Raw genomic sequence first — 22,744 nt, forward strand, 5'->3', positions numbered from 1 at the left:
TAACGGGCGCAGTCGCTTTGGGCGGCCAAGCAGTCACTGCCGTTTCCGGCTTCTTCGCCGGCCTTGGCGCCATCGGTACGGCGGTCGGCAACCTCGCGCTGTCCCTCGGACTCTCATACATCGCCTCGCTCCTGTTCCGTCCGGATCAGCCGAAGCCAAGCGACGGCCAGGTCGAGGTAAAGCAGGCCGTGCCCTCGCGCTTCTGGCACTACGGCCGCGTCAAAGTCAGCGGTCCCTTGGCATTCTATGAAAGCCGCAACGGCGCGCTCTACAAGCTTGTCATGCTATCGACACGTCCGGTGGACGCCATCGAGCACGTCTTCATGAACGATGTCGCTGTCGGTATCCGTGGCGATGGCGCTGTGGTTTCCGGCTCCCCTACTGTGGGCGGAAGCGGCGAGTTCTACGCCTACATCAACCAGTCCACCGGGGCCGCGGACCAAGGGCCATCAGGGCTGCTGAGGTTCAATTTCCCTGACGCCTGGACAGCAGATCATCGACTGCAGGGAACGGCATACATCGTCGGCCAGTTCATCGCGCCCGCCATCGAATACTTCCAGAGCGCCTATCCGAATGGCGAGCCTTCCCTGTCCGCAACGCTTCGCGGCGTCCAAGTCTATGACCCCCGAAACGGTACGACCTATTGGTCGGACAATGCCGCGCTTGCGGTCCTCGACTACCTGACTCACCCGGACGGATACGATCGGCCGCTTTCGCGCATCAATTTGCAGAGCTTCATCGACTACGCGTGGCTCTGTGACGACATGGTCAACGGCCAGCGGCGTTATCGCATCGCCACGACGGTTGACCTGACAGAGCCTCGTAAGGACGTCCTGCAGCGCCTGTTGGAGGCCTGCGACGCAAGCCTCTATATGTCGCCGAACGGGCAGGTTTCGATCCGCGGCGGCAGGTGGGAAGAGCCGACTGTCGTCATCGACGCCGACCTCGGACACATCATCACCGCGGACTTCTCGCCGCCCGGCGCGATGGACCGTTACAACGAGCTGGTGATCCAGTATCGCGAGCCGTCCCTTGGCCACGTCGAGAACGAGGCGACGCCTTGGGAAGACCCGCTCGACATCGCGCAGTCCGGGCAGGTGATCTCGCAGAACATCAACCTGTTTCAGGTGCCATCGCAAAGCCAGGCACGCCGGTTGGCGAAGATCCGTATGGCGCGGGACAATGCCGACTGGACGGCCGAGATCGTTACGAACCTCGCCGGCCTCAACTGCATTGGCGAGCGGATCATCCGTCTTCGCTGGCCCGAGCTGTCGATCGACGCGCCATTCTGGGTCGAGGGCGTGGAAATGTCGCCCGACATTACCACCGTCAGCCTGAAGCTGCGCTCGGCCTCGCAGGCGTCCTACTCTTGGTCGCCGGACGAGGAGGGCAGTTCGACTGTCATACCGCCCGACACCTCGCCATCCTACGACCTGACGCCGCCTGACTTCATCCTGGCGCAGACCGATACCCCGAGCATCGTTGCAACGTGGACGCCATCCCAGGCGCTCAACCGCGCTTACAACTTCCAGTACCGGAACGCCAACACCCCTAACGGCTGGATGTCGATGACGACTGCCTCGACCCGTGATCGCGCTACGGGCGCACCGGTCGCCGTAGGCAGCACCTATGCCGTGCGCGGCCAGACCATCGCGGGGCCGCAGGCTGTGGGGCCTTGGTCAGCGCAGCGATTCATTACCATCCTGGAACCTGAGGAGGAGGACGCCTGATGTCCTGCTGCGGCGATAGCGTCAAATTCCGCCACGTGGTGGTGCAGCCTCCATACACCATCGCCAACTGCGCAATCTCGCTGGGGGAGGACTGGATGGACCCACTGCCCCGCATCCTGGAGGGCAGCGAGCCGAAGGATCTGACCGGATGCACCATCGATATCTTCGTGCGCCCAGTGTTCGATCATTCGGTTCTCATCCGCCGGCTTTCGACCACGAGCGGCACGATCGTCATCGATGATCCTGCGCAAGGCCTGGCCAGCATTCGGGCCTCGCGTGAAAGCATCCTATCCGGTGCCGGAGCCATCCCGGTCGGGGAGTGGGATCACTTCTGCATCCTGACCGAAACCTACCTCAATGCGCCCTACCGAGGCGTCCTGCGCCGCGAGCTGTATCGCGGTCGCCTGCTCGTGAGCCCCGCTCGCCTTTCCTGACATTCTCCTGAAGCCGGAGTTCAGAATGCCTTACACCTCTGTACGCGGGGCCGATATCGCTTTACCCGCACGTGGCCCGACCGGTGACATTACGCCGGAAGCGCGGCAGGCTCGCGATCAGTCGCTTGCTAGCGCTGCGTCTGCCGAGGCAGACCGTCTTGCGTCTCAGGATGCTGCAAACGCTGCTGCCTCCGCTGCTGGCACCGTGGGAAACTACGACACACTCGCCCAGGCCAACGCGGCCTTGTCGTCTATTCCCGCAAATGGCGGCGTGAACGTGATGGCGGACGGAGCCAATAACGGCTTCTACGTCAAAGTCGGCACGGCGTTGGTCCGCAAGAGTACGGCTACGTTGCCAGCATTGGACGCGAAGAACCTCCAGCTTACTGCATCGGTATTGCCGCAGCGCGCATCGGTTGGGATGCTTACCGATGTCGGTGGCTGGAAAGACGTCTACACCAGCGACGGGAAGAATGTCGTTGCCGGCGTAGATTACGACAATGTTTTTCGAGCCATCATGCTCGATGCCCCCGGCGCTCCTGCCCTCACTGACGACTTGTTGTACGCGATCGTCACGGGCTCGGGGTCGCTCGTTTTCGGCATCGACCATGACGGACGTATGGTGTCTGCTGGGTCACCTATCGATATGGACGTCTTCGCGCGTTTCGTCTCAGGTAACTCGCGAGTTTATGCTGTAGCACGCGGCTCGATCGTACCCATCACATTCGGCGAGGCAGATGCCTTCGGTCCTCGCGTTGAGGGCAGCTCTATCCTCTTCTTCGAGGATGCGGACAACATCGTCACAGCAAAGGGTGAGGACGTTTCCGCCAGGACATCGCTGTCGGCTGAGCGGACAGGCGTATCTCATTTTCTCCTGTACGGGCAGAGCCTGTCTGATGGGTCTTTCTCTACTCCGGTACAAACAGTGTTGCCGGTTGCCGCAGGTAGGGTAGTCACCTTCAATGTGGGGCCTCGAACGCGGGGGGGCGCTGACGCCAATAGTCCGACCGACAGCGCAAATCTACTCTCTCTCGTCGATGCGAGGGAGGTGAATGCCGAGACACCAGCGAGCCAGATCGGTCTGGAGGTCGCGGTCGGACTTCCTCCTGCGCAGGGTATTCTGCTCTCTGCTCATGGCCGTGGCGGCACCAGTTACAGCGGCCTGCGTAGTGGTACGGGCCCCTACGAGAACATCCTTCGCGCCGTTCGTCGAGCAAGGATCATTGCCGGTTTGAACGGCCATTCTTACGACGTTCCGGCAATGTCTTTCATTCACGGCGAGAACAACCTCTCCGATAGCGCACAGGTCTATCAATCTTACATCGAAGAGCTGCAGGCGGATGTTAGCACGGACGTGGCGATCTACACTGGGGACAGCAGGGAGGTCGTACTCGCAGTCGATCAGCTCTCCAATTGGACCAAGTACGGCGCGCAACCGAGGCGGTCGGATGTCCCGCTTGCCCAGTTGCGCGCCGGCCTGGCGAACGAAAATCGCATCATCTGTGTGGGCCCAAAATACATGCTGCCCACTTCGGCCGATGGCATCCACCTTACAGCGCCGTCGTCTGCGTGGCTTGGCGCTTATCACGGCCGAGCGTTGCGCCGCCATCTCGGAGGCATGCCGTGGAAGCCCACGTATGTTACGTCTGCTGTCCGCTCTGGCAGTTCGGTCGTTCTGACCTTCTCGACGCCGGATGGGGAGGTCGTGATAGATCCCGTCAGTGTCTCCGACCCCGGAAACTTTGGCGTCGAATTCATCCAGTCAGGCGGGAATGCCGTCTCAGTCACATCTGTTGTCAAAACGGCTCCTCAGCAGATCACCGTCACCCTGTCGGCGGTTCCTACGGGCGCGGATCAAGCTATTGGCATCGCTAGGACAGGCATTCCCGGGCAAGACGGCGGGCCATCCTCAGGGGCGCGATCATGTATCCGTGACAGCTCATCGGATGTCAGTGCCGCCGGTATGCCCCTATTCAACTGGGCGTGTCACCAAGAAATCAGCATCACCGCAGAAGGTTAAAGACATGGGACGCATTGCAGTCATCCCGGGAACATCCGGCATCGTCATTCCAGGGGCTCCTCTGATCCAGATGAGCGAATTCGAAACCAGGGTCGCGCGTCTGCCGGGGCTTATCCACTATGTCGATCCGGGTAAGCTCGACGCCCTGGGGAGTGGCCGCGACAGAATGAGCGGTGCACGCGTCACGTCTTACCGGCCAAGCGTCAGCCGCTTGGCTACGGATGCCGCCTTTAACGGCCACCCCGTACTAAACTTCTCGGCACCCGATGGGGATGTCCGCATCGCTCCAGGTTCTGTTTCCCGGTCGTTCACCTGGATCATTGTTGCGACGCGTCCGGCAGCAAGCGGCACGCGAAATCTGATGTCCACGACGCATTCCGGAGGGTTCATGTCCTCTCTCCGGTATGGTGGAGGGGGCTCCGTATTGGGCTATTTCCCGCTGTCTTCCGCGCTCGGTAACACTGTTAGCAGTGGGCTGCCATCAGTCGGCGACGTCTCAATCTATGGCGCGTCTTACGAGTATAATACGCAACAAAGCGCTTTGTATTTGAATAGCCCAACCCCGGTCGGGCTGGTCACTCATACTGAGCGGCCGACTGTGTCGCCCGAGATGTCGTGGAACATCGGAGGCGGTGGGGGCGTGGGGCCAACGCTGGGTTACGTCGGCAAGATCGGCGCAGTTCTCGTGTTTGATCGCGCTATGCACCTGCCAAATGAAAGCCCGTTCATGGCTGAGGCGCTTAGCTTATTGCGCGCACGGTTCAACGTTTGATGCGCGAATTTGAGATCGAAATCGCGTCAGCATAGACCCCAATACAGAACCAGATACACAGGCAAGAGTAACGCGAGAAAGGAGGGGATTGTCGTCCCTAACATGATCTCCTTCCGCAGAAGTCCAGGCTTTTCGCGCTGCCGCAAGAGCGATGTATATAGGGGGTATGAATCTACATTATGAAGGTCATAGTGCCCTAAGGGGTCAAGCCAGGGCACGAGTATATTTGACATTGGCGTTTCAGAGGGTTTAATCGAAGACATACGGCGTAGTGGTGGCGCCTTCCCAACACCGATCATGTAGATTGCATCCCTCAGTACCCACATTTCGACAGCGGCTTTGCGTTTTTGGTGAAGTTGCCACCTAACGAAGAGATAAGAGACGCAGAGGGTCATTATAGAACAAAGCTTCGTAATGAATTCAGGGTCCTTCCCATTCTCCGTCATATAGGCAACAAAGGCTAAGCTCGCGCCTATAGCAATATAGGCCGAGCTCTCTTTATGGTTGTGATACGAGTATAGATCGGACCTTAAACTTATCAGGTCCTGCAGATCGTACGGCTTCTGATCCGTCATAGTGAAGATGCTCGTTGTAAGGGCAACCAACTGAACATCAATGCAGCGCACAGGTCAATCTGTGGCCATCGATAGCGTGTTCGTATTTGCCCGCCTCGCGCGGGCTTTCTTTTGCCCGGAGGCCAGCATGAACTTCGTAGGAACAGGGCGTCGCCTGGAACAGGGCGATGTCGGTAATGCAGCACGCCTCATCAATGTGCCAACGGCCGCACTGCTCGCCGTGATAGAGATCGAGGCGAGAGGATCGGGGTTTGACGCGCAGCGGCGTCCCATCATCCTTTACGAGCCGCATCGCTTCTATGTCGAGCTCGGAGCCGGCGCCAAGCGCGACCGCGCGGTGAAGGAGGGGCTCGCCTACCGAGCATGGGGCACAAAGCCCTACCCGGCAGGATCGTCGGCTCAGTATGCACGGTTGGCGGCAGCAGTTGCAATCGACCGGGACGCTGCTCTGAAGTCGTGTTCATGGGGCCTTCCTCAGATCCTCGGCGCCAATCATTGCGACAGCGGCTTTCCCGCGCCCGTCCCGATGGTCGAGGCATTCATGCAGGGCGAGCGCCAGCAGCTTGAAGCTATGTGCACGCTCATCAAAGCATGGCGACTCGATCGCGCAATGCGCCAGTTCGGGGAGGCTGGCCTACCCGGAGAGCATGCGTTCGCGAAGCGGTGGAACGGCAGTGCGTATGCCTCGCACGGCTACCACACCCGCCTCAGGACGGCTTTCCTCAAGCATTCCGGAGACAAAGACATGCCGCTTGCCACATCAGCCGTGCTGCGTTCCGGCTCGAAAGGCGAAGCCGTGCGCTCGCTACAGTCTGACCTCTTGGCGCTTGGCTTCGATCCCGGCCCGGTAGACGGGCGCTATGGACCCAAAACCGTTGAGGCTGTTCGTGCGGCGCAGGTGGCCCTGTCTCTGTCAGCCGATGGCATTGCCGGACCCGCAACGAAGGCGGCGCTCGCGGCTGCACTTGCCAGCAAGGATGTAGACCCCGGCCATGGTGAGCAGTGGCCCGAGCGTGAGGCGGCTTCCCCCGGCGCTGAACCCACTCCAGCGCCACCTAACCCCGGTTCGGAGCCTCAAACCCGTCCGCTCGAGCCCGCGCCGCAGGCCCGCACCCACCACGACATCATCGCAGACCTTCGTCGCCTGGCCGACGAACTCGAAACACTGGAGAACTGACATGGACCTTGGAAAGATCGCGAAGGCTGTAGCCGGCACCGCGGCTACCGTCGCAGCCACGGGCACGACGATCTACGCAACCGTACCGGACGGCGTACAGATGCCTTGGGGCGCCTGGCTTGGCCTCGGCATCTTCAATGCGCTGATCGGTTTCGGCGTCGTCTACTACGCCCCTCGGAACAGGGAAGTCTAACGCAAGGCATGAAAGGCGCGAGGCGTGACCGAAGAAGCCAAGACGCCGCCGAGGATGCCACCCGGCTTTGTCCAGTACCTCACGGAAGAGGACATGGAGCGGCACCGCCGATTGCTCGCCATCGAGGCCGAGCTGTCCCGCATGGTGAAGCACAAGCAGGCATGGCAGCTCGTCGTGGAGACGCTGAAGAAGGCGGCGATGTGGCTCTCGGCAATTGCCGCCGGCCTGTATGCGCTGCGAGAGATCCTTAGGAGTCATCTCGGATGAAGATCTTGAAAAGGAGGCTGCCTAGCCGGGCGTGGCCGAACATCGTCGCCACCATCGTGGTGCTCGGCTTTTTCCCATGGATGTACTGGGGCATCGTTGATCGAAAGCCCGCGGCCGATCAGGTCAGCGAAGTCATCAGCGCGGAGGTGGAGCAGGGTGGCTTCCTTGAGATCCGCTACAGCCTTACCTGGACTGCAGACTGCCAGATCACAGCATTCCGGTATGTCATCGACGAGATGCAGGTCGAGTGGCCGATCTCACCGCAGGAGCGCATTGTGGAGGAGGGGCCGTCGCAGTTCACGATCCGCGTTCCGATCCCGCTTGCCGCAGCGCCAGGCGACGCTTTGTATCGCGGCACGATCCGCTATCAGTGCAACCCGTGGCAGCGCTTCTTTCCCCTCGAGCAGAACCTGCGCGAGCGGCAGTTCAAGATCCTCCCGAACGAGGCTTACGCCTGGCGCAAGAAGCAGGGCAAGGTCATCGAGGGACCGCCGGTCGTGCGGCGCTTCTCCGCCCTGCACGCATCGGAGTTGCGGCTCGCTTCGTTTTAGATTTTTGATACGACAGCATATGCCGAAGGTGAGAGATAAAGTTAGTCAAGGCGGTCACCTGTGGGGCTACCGCTTTGTAACCTTCCGTGGGTCGTACATCTCCGCCAACTTAAGAGCTTCAGCTTTTCCACCCTTCAACACGTTGTGCTTCGACAAAATGTACGAAGGGTATTTCGTCGGAAGATAGACGTGCCGGAACCACCGCCTGAACTCCGGAAGAGCACTATCTGGGTACGCCCAAGCTTGCTGAGGGTTACTCTTCGCTTGTGGATAGTATGCAGGAAAATTGTGTGCGAAAGGAATGCGCTCGTTATGGCCGAGCCCCGCCCCGCCATCGGACCAATGTCTCGCCCAATGTTGACCCACGCTTTGATCCGGTATCGTTCGGTTATCGACCGGCAATCCGGTTCTGATCAAATCAACAATCATTCCCGTCGTCTCTTTAAAGACGATAAAATACCCATCGGGTGCGGAGTCCTGAAGTATGGTCACCCGATCATTGAAATATTGCCATGGATCGAGCGGTGCATAGTTAAGCGCTTTGTATATGAATTTGTTTAGGCCGAGTTGTGCCAGCCTTCGGAAATTGGTGAGTGCTGTGTCGTTGGTTCTCTGAGCCTCAAACGCGAAAAACTCTATCATCGCCATACAGACAACGTCAGGGTAAGCGTAATATGGGGACCCGTTTCGAGTTATCTCGAGATACAACGTGTGATTATCGAATCCTTGCTCCTGTAGATAATCCTGGAAATATCTGGCTCTCCCGCGGGGCAGGATGTCAGTTCCCCAGTTATCCTCCCATTCTTTCGAGATCTCCTGAATGGTTGATCGAGCAGCACCAGTAATTGCAGCAAGGCCGCGCTGCGTTAGGTACGTCATGCCGTTGTCGAGGACGCCCATTTCGATACCGTCGACGTCTCTTTCGACTTGAATATCGAGGTCTAGTGGTAGCTGAGCGGGGGTGGCCGGAGTTTTAGCCATTTTACCTCTAACACACTGTTATCAAACAACATTGGGCGGCCGGGGAGGGGTACCCAGAATCTGATTGTTGCATGAAAAACAGTTGACTGTCGACAACGCTGTCTGGGTCTTGCGTGTGTTCTTATATTCCAAGCTACATGCCCCGCTCAGACTTCGTTCTGTGAATGGCTTTCCCAATCCCGCGAGTAGCCTAGCCTAAAATCACTTTAATCCAGATCCGCGACGGCCCGAGTCAGGTCCTCATTTTCATCGCTTTTATAAAGTTCACTTTCATCGATACCGAATGTCTCGCTTACCGATTTTGCGGAAATCGGTTTCGATAAAGGAGCGACTTCTCCAACGAACTTTCCCGCATCTACAAAGTCGTTCGGAAGGCCAGCAAATTCGTCGCGCACATCTCTATTTTCGGATTGTTCGCTTTCCTTGCTAGGGCTGGTCGCTCGATGAACTGGTCCATCATTAAGCGCTTCATCGAATATGCGAGCGTCACTTTCCGTAGGGGCTCCGTCGTACTTAGACGACCCGTGATTTGCCGGCATTGCATATTCCTTTCGGCTTGGTGGTGTCAGATGTAGGAGGATACGGGACTAGGGGTATCTAATGACCCTGCGCTTACAGCCTCAAATGAGATCGAGGACATGTGCAAATACGTGCTCTCCGTCGCCGAAGTGTCATGTAAGCTGATAGGGCGTTATTGTCCGTAATTTTGAGTAGCTAGTGGCTAGAACGTCTTGCCGGCCATCCAATCCCGGATCTCGCGGTCAGCGTCAGCTTTAGATCGACCTGAACGATCTCGAACCATGGTTGCAAGCTGCTGTTCGTTGTGAATGGTGGTTACATCATATCGTGTTAGGAATGGCCAACGTCTCATGGCGTCGACCATGTATCCCCGCTTGCGAACGACTGTCTCAGTCGCTTCACCACCTTGGTAGCCAAACATGGGAGTAACTCCGTTAGGCGGAAGTGCCGGAGGCTAGTTCGAGCCACATTCATGTTCGAACAATCATCAACGCCTAGATTGGATGTGGTGCTTGCAAATCAATTCACAACCGGTGCTGATAAGAAATGTGGAAATCAGTTGCCGATTATGCAGCCCGCTTAAATGCCAACCATCGGTATGCACCGAGAACCTTCTAAATTACGGCCCAAGTGCAAGCATGTCTGCTTCCCCGGGGCCGTTTAGGATACGGAGCATTTCCTCAGCCTGTTTTACGCTCATGCGTGCCATCTCAACACCGTTGATTTCGACAGGCATCCCGGTGGTGATGCGAATAATAGTCCATGTGTAACTTGTGTCGCCTAGCAGACGATACTTCGGCGTTCGAGCTCCGAATAACCGGTCCAAAAATGTTGCGGGCGTAAGCGTTTGTCTCTGCCGAACCGGAAAATCTCGTCGTGCATATAGCTCCTCAATTTCTTCGCCTTCATATTGGCTAAAGCTCGAAACAATTTTGCAAACGCCGCGACGTTCAGATTTGTCGCTGATGACAAAGCATACTGCTTGCCATAAATGCTCGAACGATTTTCGCCTTCGCGCTTTTGGATTGCGAGACCTGCCACCCCGCCATGTAAGCTCGGCAGGTGCGTCATAGTCCATGAAAGGCCTCCCGCAAAAACCTATCCTCAGTCTATTATGCGTGCAAATGGGTATGTGGGTTCGGTGCCCGCGCGATCGCGTTTGCTGAACTTTCTAACTGACAGTTTCGTTGACCGGTCGCTGTTGGATCGGCGCATGAACGCATCGTAGATGCCTTTAGGTTCCGTATGATCCGTGGCGGCACTTGAAGGATGAACAGTCACCGAAGGGTACTTGGACATGTAAGCCATAAAAAATCTCCCGGGATTTGCGCAAGGATTCTAAATGATCTATTCATTAAAATATGTAGCTCCGAAAAAAACAAAAACAATGGCGGCTGTTTGAAATTCAAACTGGCCAATCATTTTGACGAAATATTATGCAATCGATTTGTCGGTTTGGCCAATTTAATTGTCGATGAAGTTAACATACATCGATAGGTAGGCTGGCTCCCGGTTGAAGGCGATCTAATTGGACGCATCTACGTGTTCAACTGCGGGCGGCGTTAAATGGCGATTGCTTGGTACCGGGTAACCATCATGCAGGACACTAAGATCGTTCGTGAGAGACCAGCGTATTGGCCAGATGACCATAATCCTAAGCCGTATCTAAACAAGCTATGGAAAAGTGGGGAGCCGGGGTAGGCAAGGCCACGGTCGGCACCTGCGTCATATCCTGCGAGAGAATTTGAGGCAGATCCGTAATGGCGTCGAATGTTGTCCAGCGCTAGGTAACCCCACGTACGCTTGGGATAATCGATTGGGTTCAACACCTAATCAAATGTATTCGCTGACAGGATATTAAACCTAACATATAATCGGATAGATTGTCCGGAGACAGTTCTGGACAGGCCGTTGTGGGGCAGCCGTTCGCGGGACAGCTTCGTAATAATTGTCTAGTGCCCCTAGCTAATGCTTGGATTAAGAGTACATATGCCACCAGGGTGTTGAAGATTTCGAAATTTGGGTATCCAACTGTCTTTGCCGCTGGCTCTCCCACCCGATGGAGCTCACCCTTATGTTTGGATATATGGGTGACGAAAGCGACAAAACTGTTGCGCGGAAAATAGCGTATGCGGCGGGAGCTCAGCGCCGCTGGCCTCTCCTAACGCGATGCGATCTTACGACGCTCCACAATGAGCTGCAGCTCGCTTCGATTGTCAAAGATCGCTCGGAGCCTTCTAAACGTGACGGGGACGCCGCCGTTCACGTCTGGATGGAGGAAAAGGATTTCTGATGCTAAAGCGCGATGACTATATTTCTTACGTCCACACCTACTCTTGAGGCTCTGCCATGACTAGCGTCACCACCATGTATGGCTTGAACAATCTTACTATTGTACCTGAGCTTTTTCCTGGGCTGAAAAGTTTCGAAATGCGCTCGATTATCGCTGCAGCGGCCGAAAAGCGGGCGCGACGAACCCGCATGGATCTTGAAGATGCCATGAACTCGGTCCGTTGGCCGATAGGTCCCTTGGAGAGCGCGTCATGAAATACAACATGACCCAATTCTACCTAGATCGCGCAGAAGAGTGCCGGGCTGCATCGATGCAGACCAACCTTGCAAATGTAAAAAAGAAACACATTGATGCCGAGGCTAGCTGGCGGGCTATGGCGCTGATCTCGACAGAGACCCAGCAGGGCAACCCGTATTCATCCAAGACATAAGCTAACGGGCTGGCAGTAATGTCGTACTGGCGCGAGACAGGGTGACCTGCCCAGCCGTCATTCAGCGGCAATAGGAGTCTTACCGATTTATGTTACGCCGTAGGGCGCGATTTGACCAACCAGTAGCGACGCAAGCCTTTATCTAGCGGAATTTTGGAGCCGGTTGCGGCAAGTGTTCCGGCGAAGGCCGTCGGGGCCTGCTATCCAAGTGAGGAATGCGGTCGCGCGGAGCTGAAGTCATGACTCCATTCGGCGACGGCGCTGCGGGCATGGTCAAGGGCGACGAATAGGCTCTCATTCAAGAGCTCGTCCCGCGTCCGGCCGGTGAAGATCTCCCACATAACCGTTCGGCATCGGCTTTCCCGGGACAATGTATTGTTATTCGGCGGGTGATCCTTCTACCTGGCGGCGCGATGGCGTATGAGGTGAACTCCCTGCCGTACCCACTCCCCCTGTAGTGCTATAATTGCTACTTTGTAATCAACTTACCGGGCAATGATACCCGTAGCTTAATTTTCCGCTGGTAACGATCGCGTCGCTATAGCCGGCCTGCCATCCTTCGCATCAGGAGTTGGGGTATCTTTCCATCCGGGAGTATCTCCTGCAGATGGTTACAGACGACATCGGCGGAGAACGGCTTCTAAAACCGTGCTCCCTCGGGCATCACGCCGGGCCCGGGCTTTTCTACGCCGGAAGTGACGATAATGCAGATGTGCGGCCAACTCTCCGCGGTCAGTCTGGCCAGTTCGAAGCCGTCACGCTCACTCGGCGGCATCTGGACGTCGGAGAACAGGAGCTGGATGCTTTTGGCATTCTCCTTTAGGACCGCTAGTGCTGCATCAACATTGGCAGCCTGGAAGGTCCTGAACCCTGCATCCTCGAGGATCTGGCAGGCGTCCATGGCAATGAAGGCGTCGTCGTCCGCTACCAAGGCGTAAGGGGAGTCGTCTTCGAGCATATCCTGCCACCTTCAAGGGATCTTGTGGCAAACGGCTCGTCTCCAGCTTTCGATCCGCTGAGGAGCGAAGATGGGCATCTTCAATTGTTAGGCGCACGCCCTTCGGGTTCTTGGCCGTCGAGATCGCGCTTAAGCCGCCGCTCCAAACCAGCCAATCCAGCTGCGAGGTTGGCGATGGCGTGATGCAGTTCCACCATCTCCTCTGCTGAAAGTGGATCGTGGCGGCCGCGCAGTCCGGCCTCCAGCCCATCTGCAATTTTCCGAGCATAGGCGACGCCGTCTGAAAGCCTGTTCGACATTCGATATCCTTGAGCGATCTGCTTAAGACCAGCAGACGCATGCCCTATCATGGCCGTTGGAAATTTCGCCACCCGCCGCAGCCTATTGAAACAGCCCACTCCTGCCGCAATTCCGTTGACGGCAACGGAGGTCGGTGTGGCGATTGTTGGTTTCAAGGTTTCAATCTCTAAGGGCGGCCACGTGTTGCACGAGGTGGAAGAGGCTTGGGAAGAAACCGAAAACCCGAACCGGTATATGAACGAAGTGATGGAAGCTCGGGAGGCTGAGTAGTTCAAGTTTCCTCAAGGGTCCCACACCATATCTTACGAGCGGATCTAGCTCTCATCACGCTTCGGCTTGGCTATCTGCCGAACAATTTGATCGGCAACCGAAGCATACTCGGTCCGCGGTAGCGCTCGAAGCTGCGCACCCTGTGCATATCGGGTGAACGCCTCGGACAGCTCGGCTGGCGTCCATCCTGCCTCGAGCGCCTCGCGCTCAAGCTCACCAACTGCTTCCTGAATAATGCGCGCGCACTCTCGGGCTCGATCAGGTCGGAATGGCGTCGGGGGATGGATCTTCATCGAGGGGATCTCCGGGGCACATGTTTGTCATCAGACCATATCATGTCCACGATGTCCGAGGCTTTGCGAGCCTTCTCCCCTGGCAGGAAGCGGCCGTAGTGCTTTTCGATGGTCGCCGCTGTGTCGTGAATTGCGTAGCTGGCGATCTCGTACGAGCCAGTCGCCTTTAGGACATGTGTCGCCCGCACATCACGGACATTGTGTGGGCCATGCGGCAGCAGACCCTGAACGGCGCCGCGCTTGGTGTAGGGGTTGTAGATCCCGTATTTGCGGGTGATGCGATACCAGTGGTGGGTCATCGAAGCGATCGACATAGTGACATCGTCGTCCTGTCGGCGACCCTTCCTCACAAACATCGTACTCGGATCTTTGGCAGGACCGATCAGTCGGGCGCGATGCCGCTTTACCCAAAGATCCATCCGCTCTGCAAAGCGTCCTGAGTTGCCCAGCTCTACCAACAGGGGCTTCCCGCCGAAAAATCGTGAATGAGCGTTCTTGAAGGCTGAAAGCGGTACGTACAATTCCCACGCGCCTGTATCCGCGCGCTTGCGGATCTCGCCGGCCTGCATCTTCTCGAGGTCGCTTTCCTTCGTTCCCAGCTGCCCTGGACGAGCCAGCCGAAGCTCTCGAAGGTTGCGCTGGCGCAGGCCCGTTTTAAGCGCGATGTGGACCAGGAGATAATCGCGTGTCGCCTCCGCGGCGCCCAGCGGGTCGGTTCGCTCTGACGGTTTCCACTTAAGGATCTCGTCTTCGATGCGGCGATACACGTCCGCAGGCTTCGGCGCTGCCAGGACAGGGAGTATTGGCTCCGCAGGATCACGGTGTCCGCGCATGACCCGCTTGATGTCGTGGGTTCGTCCTCGGACATGGCCCAACATTCGAAGGCAGGCACCATGCCAGTCGGACGCGATATCAGCGATTTGGTCCGGTGTAATGAAGCCGTCGATTGGCCGAAGTGCCTTCGCCAGTCCTGGGCTCTGATAGAGCCAGCCGGTTCTTGGTTGCAGCAGGCCATTGATGGCTATCAGCAGTGAAAACTCGTTGGTGCCGTAAAAGCCGCGGCGCCGCTCACGCCAGTTCAAATACCAGTCGCATAATTCAGGCGACAGACAGAGGGCGAACGTCATTGCCTCAAGCGGTAGACCTGCGCCGCTTGCGGGAGAGGCCGGGTCAGCAGATAGCGCCCCGAAGAACCTACTGAAGTTACCTGCATGATGAGCAGCGGTTGCGCTCTTCCAGCGGCCCAGCCGCTCCAAGCCAACGGGAGCGAACGCACTGGTGCGGAACGCTAATAGGCTTTGCATTTCCTGCTGAAGGGCCTGGGGCGCATCTCGTACGAGAGGCGACCGCCGGCTCTTCTGCGGATCGGTAGTCGGCCGGTAGTTCAGCGGTATGTTCTCGAACCGCAGGCTGAAGGGCTTATCCCGCATCTCGCCAACATACCGACGATACTCAGTCTGCTGGTGGAAGACAGTCGACCTGACCCATTCCAGGATCTGAGTGCGATCTTTCCTCGGCCGTCGATCGAAGTCGTCGGGAAGATGCCAGGCGAGGGTATGAACTTCCCGGTAGGACATCTCCGCCCGGTTCCGAGCGTACAACCGAACGTCGCGTGGAAGGAGGTCCGTCAGTTCATAGCGCGCAAGACCGAAGTGTTGTTCAACCCTAAGAGTGAAGTCCACTGACTTGGCAGAAGAGGGTAGGGTTCGACCAGCCAACCAACGGTAGATCGTGTCAGCGCGCGGGCCGGGATGGCCGTCCTTAGCCATCTCTGCGGCGACTTTTGATGCGAAATGGCCGCGAACTCTTAGCTGCTCGCGCACTGCGACTGCAAACGGGTGATCGAACCGAGCCTTGGTCACCAACGCCTCCGATGATTTATCGAGATGTCAGCAAATGCACCATGTTGGATCACGGACCCTGCGGCCGTACACCGGGCCCTAAGTCATTATGATCGACTGCGATGATTGGCGCAGCCTAGGGACTGCTCGTCAAGCGTTGGTTTGGTGTCAGCTACCTCCGTCGGAGCGTCCATTTGCTGACCCACTTGATATCCTTGGTCGATATCATTTGTCGGGCCGTATTGGGGCTGTTGGGAAGGGCAGCTTGGGAAAGCCGAAGCTGATATCGATGATTGGCTCGTTTGGTTGTGGCCGTTCATGTAGCAATTGGTGAAGCCATGCAGAACGCAACGCGGTTACCGGTCTGCCGTCCTCTTCCGAGACCCGTCCGTGTTTTACCTCGCCATTACAATGCGGAGCGTGGATCTATCGGTTGATGAAGGCGGCGCGGTCACTCTCATAAGGTTGCCGAGCTTCCAAGTGTCACGCTCGTGAGGGACCCTGTCAGCGATGCCCCAAGGCACTGATTGGCGAAGAAGGGTTCACTAACCCGTCGGCAGTGTTGGGGTGGAAAGGAGACTGGCAGGTTTTGGTAACAGGATGCGAGAGACAGGCCATGCGCCATCGTTGCGTGATCGAACCATCCATGCATATTGCTCACACGAACAGCAACAAGTTTATGCTGCGGGATGACGTTTGGAGTGCGCCGAGCGTCTGCGACGTCACTGCCGAGATTTCGGCGGCTATGCCCTAACTGTTCATCGCGCGTTCAAGACCGAAGTCTGGATTTCGCGTTGGTCTGACCTCAAGGTGCTGCGATGGCTGGAAGCGCGTTTAGTTCACAATTGCTGCAAGAGCGCGAAAGCACGTATGCGCCGAAGCTGGACCTCGAAGGGAAGCAAAACTTCACGCGGCATACCTTCATTGATGAGCATGGCGGCTTTCGTGAAGTCGTAAGAATGAACGTTCTTGATGATCGTCATAGGGAAGACATCGTCGCTTTTCATTTCTCGAGGCAATACGCAGAAATTCACTATCGAGACCAGATTGAGCCTCCACAATTTTATGTTGTTGGCAGAGATTGTCCGTGGGATTTCACGTATGTCATGCATGACGGCACCACGTTCCATCTCGAAATTTGTCGAATAGCAGAGAAGAAGTTGCTCCAACTCATGCGAGCTGAAAACGATTGCGTGATCTTGCTCCATCAGAAGGAGCTGCGGGGATACGAGGTGCTAAAGGTCGAGAAGCACTTTCCGGGCACTATCCCTGCCGAAATCGTGGAGAGCATAAAAACAAAGTCTGATAAACAGAGGCTTTTCACATTGGGGGATGAGGACCGCGTGCCGCAATTGTTTCTTCGACCTCCCTTTAATCCGCACATCGATCTCGAACTAGAAATCAAGACGGCAATTCAGAAAAAAGCTGCAAAGCGGCATCGTGGCAAAGAGAGAACGATACTGGTTCTCGACAATCTAACGACCCATAGCGAACCGGGCGACATCTTCAATGCAGTTAAGTATCTGCAAGCCTTTTTGGAGGGCTGCCCTTTCCCTTCGATATGGATATACACAGGTTACTACAGCGATGATCAGGGTTTCGACTGTGAATACTCGCTAACACCAATCAAGCTAGGCGACACAGAACGACAGCTTTTTAGTAATCGCTTGGCCGAATGACCGCTGTCACCCGTTCCGTCCCGCCGCGTGTTGCATGTTCATCGCCTGCTCGAGAGGTTGGTTTCGGGCGGCAACGGAAGCACTACGAACGGCCATAATAAGGTCGACATCAGCCATCCTAACGCATGTGCAACGGCGCCCAATTCGTCCTTACTAAAGTGACAAAAACTTCCTCGGACACCCGCTCGGCGGACGCTACGGTGCCCTTCCTAGTGGCGCCGGCCTTTAGACCAAGACCCGCTTATTTTGCTACCCTCGAACGCCTCGCGGCATAAGATCCGCCACCATCGGGCAATGCGCGAAGAGCCTCAATTTGCTGAAATCTCGGAAGCCTAATAGCGCGTTCCCAGTAGCAGCATAACCGCTCCAGTCATATAGGCATCCAAGGTCCCACATTGCGACTTGTTCCCGTATTGTTCTCGTTTGCGACTCGCCTCATAAGAAGGGCATGAGCCGCTACAGGTCATTGCCGCACTTGGCCGAACAGATCGAAGGAGTCGCACGCGCTGGGAAGCAGGTCGTGCTGACGCCGGAGACTGCACGCCTCGTTGCAGCGGCACTCAAAGCGTTCTCTACGAACCCGAAGGCAGACACGATCGCTGCCGCGGTTTGCATGAGCCGTCAGCGCTGCACCGAGCCTTGCTTCCGTTGCTCCGGCATCGCGAACCTAGTGCAGCAGATATATGAGAACCCTGAAAGAGCGTTCATGCCGGAGTTCAAGGGGGACAAGCGGTAGGGTCCGTTGTAACGTGCAGCTCGAGCTTGGCCATTGCCTGCTCTGCGAGCTCGACGCGACCGCCCAGATAGTGCGCATCCAGGATGTGCTCGACGTCCTTCAGAGCGTGCCCCGTGATGGCCGCGATTTCCGACGTGCTGCAGCCGGCGAGCGCGAGCCGCGTAACGGCCGTGCCGCGGATGTCGTGGAAGGTCAGTCCCTCAATGCCGGCGGAGCGGCACGCCTTTCCCCAGCTCGCGCGGAAGCCGTCCTCGGTCCACGAGCGTCCGCGCGTGTTCGCGAGGATCGTCGTCGTCTTCTTCGATTGCGCGGCCGCGTCCAGCGCAACCTTGAGAGGCTGCCCAACTGGAACGCTGACACGCGCGCCGGTCTTGCCCTGGCGGATGCGGATGCGACTGCCGTCGTAGGCGGACCACGGCACGCGCAGAAGGTCGCCCTCGCGCTGCCCCGTCCACAGAGCCATTAGGAAGGCCATGCGCAGCGGCTCGCTAGCGTGCTGCATGATCGCCTGAATGTCGTCGGCAGTCCAAATCTTCTCGGCTCTATCTGCCGTGTAGAGGCGCCCGCCGCGCTCGCAGACGTTCACCGAGATCCGGCCGTTGTCTTTCGCCACTGACAGAATGCGCGCGAGCGTCACCCAAGCGTAGTCAGCAGTGCGGGGTTTGTCGGCCATCGTGTCGCGCCAAGCTTTGAACACGCCGCGTGCGGTCGGATGCTGTACGGCCTGCAACGGCATCTGCACCATGAGGCCGGTCCCCATCTTATGCGCGCGCAGCCGGCGGATATAGAGGTCGTAGCCCTTGCGCGACTTGTCGCTTTTGGTCGTGTACTCAGACGACCGCATGAACTCGTCGATGAGCGTGTCGAGCGTGTCCGCCTGGACGATCTTGCGAGAGGCGAGGGCGTCGGCATAGGCCTTCACCAAGCGAGGGTCGCCATCCTGTAGAGGCTCGCCGTCCTCATCACGCAAGAGAGGACCGCCGCGCCAGGCGTAGATATACCGGCGCCGCGATCCATCCGAGAGTGTCTTCCAGGTTCGGGCGATGCCCTTCAGGCTTCGAGGTGTGCTAGCCTTATTCGCAGGCGCTGTAATTGCATTTGACGTTGGCTTGTTCTCAAAGCCGGACGCCCGATCGATCGCTGCGTCAATTGCTCTGCGGTCCCAGCGCCTCGAGCCGAACAAGGGCCGAGGCATATGTCCTGCCGCTACCCACCCCGAGAACGTCGCAACACTGCTGCCACAGTAAGCTGCAGCGTCTTTGCGCGAGAGCAGGCGAGGGGGATCGTTGCTCACTCTGTCGTCTTGCGCCGCGACCGCTCTGTCTAGCGGGTCCATAGGTGCACCTCGCCTTCATCAAACTCCCCATGCGTAGTGTGCGGCTGCCGGTTTGGTGGTCCGGCATCCAAAACTGAGCTGATCGTCGGGTGAGGTCAAGCGGCTCGGTCACGTAAGCGAACGCCTGGTCCATGTCCGTTCTGGTCGATGAAAAGGACGCCGGCTGTCTCGAGGGCTGCCTTGATCGCCGCTACGGTCCGAGGCTTCAGCTCCTCACCAGCCTCAAAGCGAGAGACGGTAGCCGGTGCCACCATCGCAGCGGCTGCCAGCTCCCGCACCCCGAGCCCTGTCGCGACCCTAGCCATTTTACACTGAACCGGCAGCATTTGAGCACCATGTACTAATAAAAGGTTGACGCACTCACTCACCGGTGCGATTAAGTACAAGGTATCAAAAACGAATCAGAGTTACAACGGTGGGAGCGAAACATGGTTAGCAAAAAGCAGCACGTCGCAGGTCAGCTCGCGCGGCAGTTCCATAAGGTGACGCTTGCTCATCACCAGGCTGATGAAGCGTGGGACGAGTACGCAATGGCCGCGCACCAAGGGCGGATGGATGCCATCCGTGAAGAGGTATCCTGGCATCGGGCATCATGCGGGGCAGGAGCGCTAATGCAGCTCGGCGCCGCGGCGACAATCGTAGCGTTGGCGGAGGACAGGCTCAACCCGCACGAGGCGATGGCGCTTCACAGGCTGCTCGCGAGCCTCGCTGGTTTTGTCGAGGAAAACAGTAATGCACGCAGATCGGACTTTCAACGTGCTTACCTCGGCATTTAGCTCAAGACACCCGTGATTTTGGGAGCGGATACTGCCTGAATTCAACACCAGTGCCTGTGAAATTCACACCTGCAGCTGACAACTCGCTGAATATTACAAACATTGTTGCCTCATGAGGCCGGCGTCTTGCGCCCTCTAAGTCCGCTATTGCTGATCTGCTTACCTTCACGTTCTTTGCAAGATCCGACTGCGACCAGCCAAGCAGGGCGCGAGCGGCGCGGACCTGTGCAGCAATTAGACCCAAATCAGACAAAATGATTGACTCCAATGGACCATTCACACAAAATGAATGATATCAGACCTTATGCGACCAGTCACTAGGAGAGGTGATGCAGGCTGCAAATGACAACACCCCTGTCCGCCTGACGGACATCATTTCGATAGCCTTCCCGCTCGGGGGCATTACCGCGGCCGGCCTGCGTCGAGAGGCACGGCGAGGGCGACTTACCTTAATGAGGATCGCGGGAAAGGACTTCACCACCCTTTCTGCAATCGAGGAGATGAAAGCAAAATGCCTCGTGCCCGAAAACCAGCACGCCTCTGGCTCAGACCTGCTGGCAAAGACCGAGACGCGGTCTGGATCATTCTCGACGGCGGCAAGCAGTACGGCACGGGATGCAGCGCTGCTAATGTGCAAAGCGCTCAGGAAGCGCTCTCCGAGCACATAGCGCGTCAGTTCATCGTCGCTCCAAAGCAGACGGGGAGGGCCGCTAGGGAGGTCCAGGTTGCCGAGGTGATCGCTCACTATCTGTCAGTCAAGGCAGACGCGGCGCGCCGGCCGACAGAGCTCGCAGCACGTGCAGAGGCACTGCTTGCCTTCTGGGGCGACAAGACGCTCGATGACATTACCACTGCGACGTGCAAGGCTTATGTCGCATCCAGGACCTCGCAGAGCATGGCGCGACGCGAGCTCGAGGATCTCAGGGCCGCTTGCCGGATGGCAATCGCTGACAACGTGACGCGACAGGCCGTCACCGTTTCATTGCCACCGAAACCGAAGGGGCGCGTTGCCCACTTGGAGCGGGACACGTTGGCACGCTTGATATGGGCTGCCTACCGCAAGCGCGAAGTGCAGCGGGGATCCCCGACGAAGAAAAGGGCCACCCTGCACGTTGCGCGCTTTCTGCTTGCCGCCACCTACACCGGAAGCCGATCTGCTCGCGTCTGGCAGGCGTCGTTCGTGCCAGAGGCTAATCGGCCATACGTCGACCTTAAGGCCGGCGTCTTCTATCGAGCGGCCCCAGATGAACGGGTGGCAGCTAATAAGAAGGCTCCGCCCATACGGATACCCATGCGCCTGCTGTCTCACATGCGGCGGTGGCATAGGAATGGCGCCCGATATGTTGTTGAGTATCAAGGTCGGCCGGCCGATCCCAAACGGGCCTATCGGAACTTAGTCCGCGACGTACTTGGGGAGGAAGGGGTTGGCGTGGTGAGGCATACACTCCGCCACACGGCAGCAACCTGGCTCATGCAGTCCGGTGTCGATATGTGGCAGGCGTCTGGCTATCTAGGGATGACGCGCGAGACGCTCGAGCAAACCTACGGGCACCACCACCCTGACCATCAATCAGCGGTTGGAGATGCATTCACACGCGGCAAGGCCGGCCGACTGTGAGTCGTTGCCGTTATCGTTGCCGTATAATCGGGAGGGCCCCAGTAAACTACTGAGAAGATTGGTCGGAGTGGCAGGATTTGAACCTGCGACCCCCTCGTCCCGAACGAGGTGCGCTACCAGGCTGCGCTACACTCCGAAGCCGCCGGCTGTATAGCTTTGGCGCTGAGTCGGCGCAAGCGGATTGTTGCGATTATTTGTCGGTCTGAAGCAGCATGCCACAGCGTTGCAAAGGGCTGGACAACGGTCTATAGACCGGCCGCTGCGCAGGCGGCTGTTGGGGCGTAGCCAAGCGGTAAGGCAGCGGTTTTTGGTACCGCCATTCCCTGGTTCGAATCCAGGCGCCCCAGCCAGTGCACATGGCTTTTTCGTAGACACGCACGCCGCTGTTGCTTTAGTCGACTGCGATCCCCATCAAAATGACCGGCCCCCTTTCAACGCAGGGTCAAACCGGTCATGCTGAAATCATGTCCTCGCAAAGCATCATCATCATCGCTGCCATGGCCCGGAACCGCGTGATTGGGGCCAATGGGGGTCTGCCCTGGACGCTGCCAGCGGATTTGAAGCGCTATCGGGCGTTGACGATGGGGAAGCCCATGATCATGGGCCGGCGCACGCTCGACGCCATCGGCCAGGTGCTGGACGGGCGGGACTCCGTGGTTCTGTCGCAGGATCCGGCGCGCGTGATGCCGGGGGCGTTGCATGCGTCCAGCCTGGAAGGCGCCTTGACCTTGGCGCGGGCGAGTGCGGGGCGGCGCGGGGTGGAGGCGATCTCCGTCGTGGGGGGCGAGGCGATCTTCCGGCAGTTCCTGCCCATGGCGGACCGGATCGAGCTTACCATCGTCGACTGCGCGCCGGAGGGCGATGCGTTTTTTCCCGAACTCGACCCGACGGAATGGGAGACGATCCGCGAGGCGGAGATGCCCGTGAGCCCGGGCGACACGGCGAAGGCGCGCTACCTGAGCTTGAAACGCCGGCGCGCGGTGATCTGACAGCCC

General features: G+C 57.9%; 23 protein-coding genes, 2 tRNA genes and 1 pseudogene. 16 read left to right on the plus strand and 10 right to left on the minus strand.

Annotated features, from left to right (window positions below):
* The first annotated feature begins 17 nt into the window (after positions 1-17).
* The 8 genes from AUL30_RS15445 (at position 18) to AUL30_RS15480 (ending at position 7,719) form a co-directional block, all read left to right on the plus strand.
* Positions 18-1,730: a phage tail protein gene (locus tag AUL30_RS15445; RefSeq protein ID WP_062228792.1), complete on the plus strand. Its 1,713-nt coding sequence runs from the start codon at positions 18-20 to the stop codon at positions 1,728-1,730.
* Positions 1,730-2,164 (plus strand): hypothetical protein, encoded by a 435-nt coding sequence (locus AUL30_RS15450; RefSeq protein WP_062228793.1) that lies wholly within the window; start codon positions 1,730-1,732, stop codon positions 2,162-2,164. Before AUL30_RS15445 ends, AUL30_RS15450 begins: the two co-directional genes overlap by 1 nt.
* A 25-nt stretch (positions 2,165-2,189) precedes the next feature.
* Positions 2,190-4,184, plus strand: coding sequence for a sialate O-acetylesterase family protein (locus AUL30_RS15455; protein WP_157070215.1), 1,995 nt, complete (start codon positions 2,190-2,192; stop codon positions 4,182-4,184).
* Between the two features lie 4 nt (positions 4,185-4,188).
* Complete coding sequence (locus AUL30_RS19810) at positions 4,189-4,956, plus strand: hypothetical protein (protein ID WP_157070216.1); 768 nt, start codon at positions 4,189-4,191, stop codon at positions 4,954-4,956.
* Positions 4,957-5,592: 636 nt separating this feature from the next.
* Positions 5,593-6,708 (plus strand): N-acetylmuramidase domain-containing protein, encoded by a 1,116-nt coding sequence (locus AUL30_RS15465; RefSeq protein ID WP_192843076.1) that lies wholly within the window; start codon positions 5,593-5,595, stop codon positions 6,706-6,708.
* A 1-nt stretch (position 6,709) separates the two neighbouring features.
* Positions 6,710-6,901, plus strand: a complete 192-nt coding sequence (locus AUL30_RS15470; protein WP_062228797.1) for a hypothetical protein — start codon at positions 6,710-6,712, stop codon at positions 6,899-6,901.
* 24 nt (positions 6,902-6,925) lie between these two features.
* Positions 6,926-7,168, plus strand: a complete 243-nt coding sequence (locus AUL30_RS15475; RefSeq protein ID WP_062228798.1) for a hypothetical protein — start codon at positions 6,926-6,928, stop codon at positions 7,166-7,168.
* Positions 7,165-7,719 (plus strand): hypothetical protein, encoded by a 555-nt coding sequence (locus tag AUL30_RS15480; protein ID WP_062228799.1) that lies wholly within the window; start codon positions 7,165-7,167, stop codon positions 7,717-7,719. The genes AUL30_RS15475 and AUL30_RS15480 overlap by 4 nt, the downstream gene beginning before the upstream one ends.
* Before the next feature lie 66 nt (positions 7,720-7,785).
* On the opposite strand, the gene AUL30_RS15485 is transcribed toward AUL30_RS15480, so the two are convergent.
* From AUL30_RS15485 to AUL30_RS19820, 3 genes are all read right to left on the minus strand, one after another.
* The gene (locus AUL30_RS15485) at positions 7,786-8,700 is read right to left on the minus strand and encodes a hypothetical protein (protein WP_062228800.1); all 915 of its coding nucleotides are present in this window, start codon (positions 8,698-8,700) and stop codon (positions 7,786-7,788) included.
* A 206-nt stretch (positions 8,701-8,906) separates the two neighbouring features.
* On the minus strand, positions 8,907-9,239 hold the full coding sequence (locus AUL30_RS19815; RefSeq protein WP_157070217.1) for a hypothetical protein: 333 nt from the start codon (positions 9,237-9,239) through the stop codon (positions 8,907-8,909).
* Between the two features lie 599 nt (positions 9,240-9,838).
* A complete protein-coding gene (locus AUL30_RS19820) occupies positions 9,839-10,297 on the minus strand; it encodes a hypothetical protein (protein ID WP_157070218.1) in 459 nt (152 codons plus the stop codon).
* 1,465 nt (positions 10,298-11,762) lie between these two features.
* Here AUL30_RS19820 and AUL30_RS15495 point away from each other — a divergent pair.
* A complete protein-coding gene (locus AUL30_RS15495; protein WP_062228801.1) occupies positions 11,763-11,942 on the plus strand; it encodes a hypothetical protein in 180 nt (59 codons plus the stop codon).
* Between the two features lie 92 nt (positions 11,943-12,034).
* On the opposite strand, the pseudogene AUL30_RS20315 reads toward AUL30_RS15495, so the two are convergent.
* From AUL30_RS20315 to AUL30_RS19825, 3 genes and pseudogenes are all read right to left on the minus strand, one after another.
* Positions 12,035-12,317, minus strand: a pseudogene (locus AUL30_RS20315) (integrase core domain-containing protein); the annotation flags it as partial.
* A 265-nt stretch (positions 12,318-12,582) separates the two neighbouring features.
* Positions 12,583-12,900 (minus strand): response regulator, encoded by a 318-nt coding sequence (locus tag AUL30_RS15500; protein WP_157070219.1) that lies wholly within the window; start codon positions 12,898-12,900, stop codon positions 12,583-12,585.
* Between the two features lie 80 nt (positions 12,901-12,980).
* The gene (locus tag AUL30_RS19825; RefSeq protein ID WP_157070220.1) at positions 12,981-13,199 is read right to left on the minus strand and encodes a hypothetical protein; all 219 of its coding nucleotides are present in this window, start codon (positions 13,197-13,199) and stop codon (positions 12,981-12,983) included.
* 49 nt (positions 13,200-13,248) lie between these two features.
* Here AUL30_RS19825 and AUL30_RS19830 point away from each other — a divergent pair, with 49 nt between their 5' ends.
* Positions 13,249-13,470 (plus strand): hypothetical protein, encoded by a 222-nt coding sequence (locus AUL30_RS19830; RefSeq protein ID WP_157070221.1) that lies wholly within the window; start codon positions 13,249-13,251, stop codon positions 13,468-13,470.
* Between the two features lie 289 nt (positions 13,471-13,759).
* Here the strand turns inward: AUL30_RS19830 and AUL30_RS15505 are convergent, their stop codons facing one another.
* The gene (locus tag AUL30_RS15505) at positions 13,760-15,625 is read right to left on the minus strand and encodes a hypothetical protein (RefSeq protein ID WP_157070222.1); all 1,866 of its coding nucleotides are present in this window, start codon (positions 15,623-15,625) and stop codon (positions 13,760-13,762) included.
* A gap of 797 nt (positions 15,626-16,422) precedes the next feature.
* On the opposite strand from AUL30_RS15505, the gene AUL30_RS15510 reads away from it, so the two are divergent.
* On the plus strand, positions 16,423-17,283 hold the full coding sequence (locus AUL30_RS15510) for a hypothetical protein (protein ID WP_157070223.1): 861 nt from the start codon (positions 16,423-16,425) through the stop codon (positions 17,281-17,283).
* Between the two features lie 448 nt (positions 17,284-17,731).
* Positions 17,732-18,019, plus strand: a complete 288-nt coding sequence (locus AUL30_RS15515; RefSeq protein WP_062228804.1) for a hypothetical protein — start codon at positions 17,732-17,734, stop codon at positions 18,017-18,019.
* Here AUL30_RS15515 and AUL30_RS15520 read toward each other — a convergent pair.
* On the minus strand, positions 18,000-18,941 hold the full coding sequence (locus AUL30_RS15520) for a tyrosine-type recombinase/integrase (protein ID WP_306302739.1): 942 nt from the start codon (positions 18,939-18,941) through the stop codon (positions 18,000-18,002). The two genes, AUL30_RS15515 and AUL30_RS15520, sit on opposite strands and share 20 nt — an antisense overlap.
* Positions 18,942-19,783: 842 nt before the next feature.
* Between AUL30_RS15520 and AUL30_RS15525 the strand changes: the two genes are divergently transcribed.
* Complete coding sequence (locus AUL30_RS15525; protein ID WP_062228805.1) at positions 19,784-20,131, plus strand: hypothetical protein; 348 nt, start codon at positions 19,784-19,786, stop codon at positions 20,129-20,131.
* Position 20,132: 1 nt separating this feature from the next.
* Here the strand turns inward: AUL30_RS15525 and AUL30_RS19510 are convergent, their stop codons facing one another.
* The gene (locus AUL30_RS19510; RefSeq protein ID WP_244490859.1) at positions 20,133-20,411 is read right to left on the minus strand and encodes a helix-turn-helix domain-containing protein; all 279 of its coding nucleotides are present in this window, start codon (positions 20,409-20,411) and stop codon (positions 20,133-20,135) included.
* 231 nt (positions 20,412-20,642) lie between these two features.
* Between AUL30_RS19510 and AUL30_RS15530 the strand changes: the two genes are divergently transcribed.
* Positions 20,643-21,749 (plus strand): site-specific integrase, encoded by a 1,107-nt coding sequence (locus AUL30_RS15530; RefSeq protein WP_062228806.1) that lies wholly within the window; start codon positions 20,643-20,645, stop codon positions 21,747-21,749.
* Between the two features lie 59 nt (positions 21,750-21,808).
* Here the strand turns inward: AUL30_RS15530 and AUL30_RS15535 are convergent.
* A tRNA-Pro gene (locus tag AUL30_RS15535) sits at positions 21,809-21,885 on the minus strand.
* Between the two features lie 139 nt (positions 21,886-22,024).
* On the opposite strand from AUL30_RS15535, the gene AUL30_RS15540 reads away from it, so the two are divergent.
* Both AUL30_RS15540 and AUL30_RS15545 read left to right on the plus strand, forming a co-directional pair.
* Positions 22,025-22,099 (plus strand) — tRNA-Gln (locus AUL30_RS15540).
* 114 nt (positions 22,100-22,213) lie between these two features.
* The gene (locus AUL30_RS15545) at positions 22,214-22,738 is read left to right on the plus strand and encodes a dihydrofolate reductase (protein WP_062228807.1); all 525 of its coding nucleotides are present in this window, start codon (positions 22,214-22,216) and stop codon (positions 22,736-22,738) included.
* Positions 22,739-22,744: the final 6 nt, after the last annotated feature.

Origin of the sequence: Aureimonas frigidaquae (assembly GCF_001463905.1) — a bacterium.
Classification (GTDB): Bacteria; Pseudomonadota; Alphaproteobacteria; order Rhizobiales; family Rhizobiaceae; genus Aureimonas; species Aureimonas frigidaquae.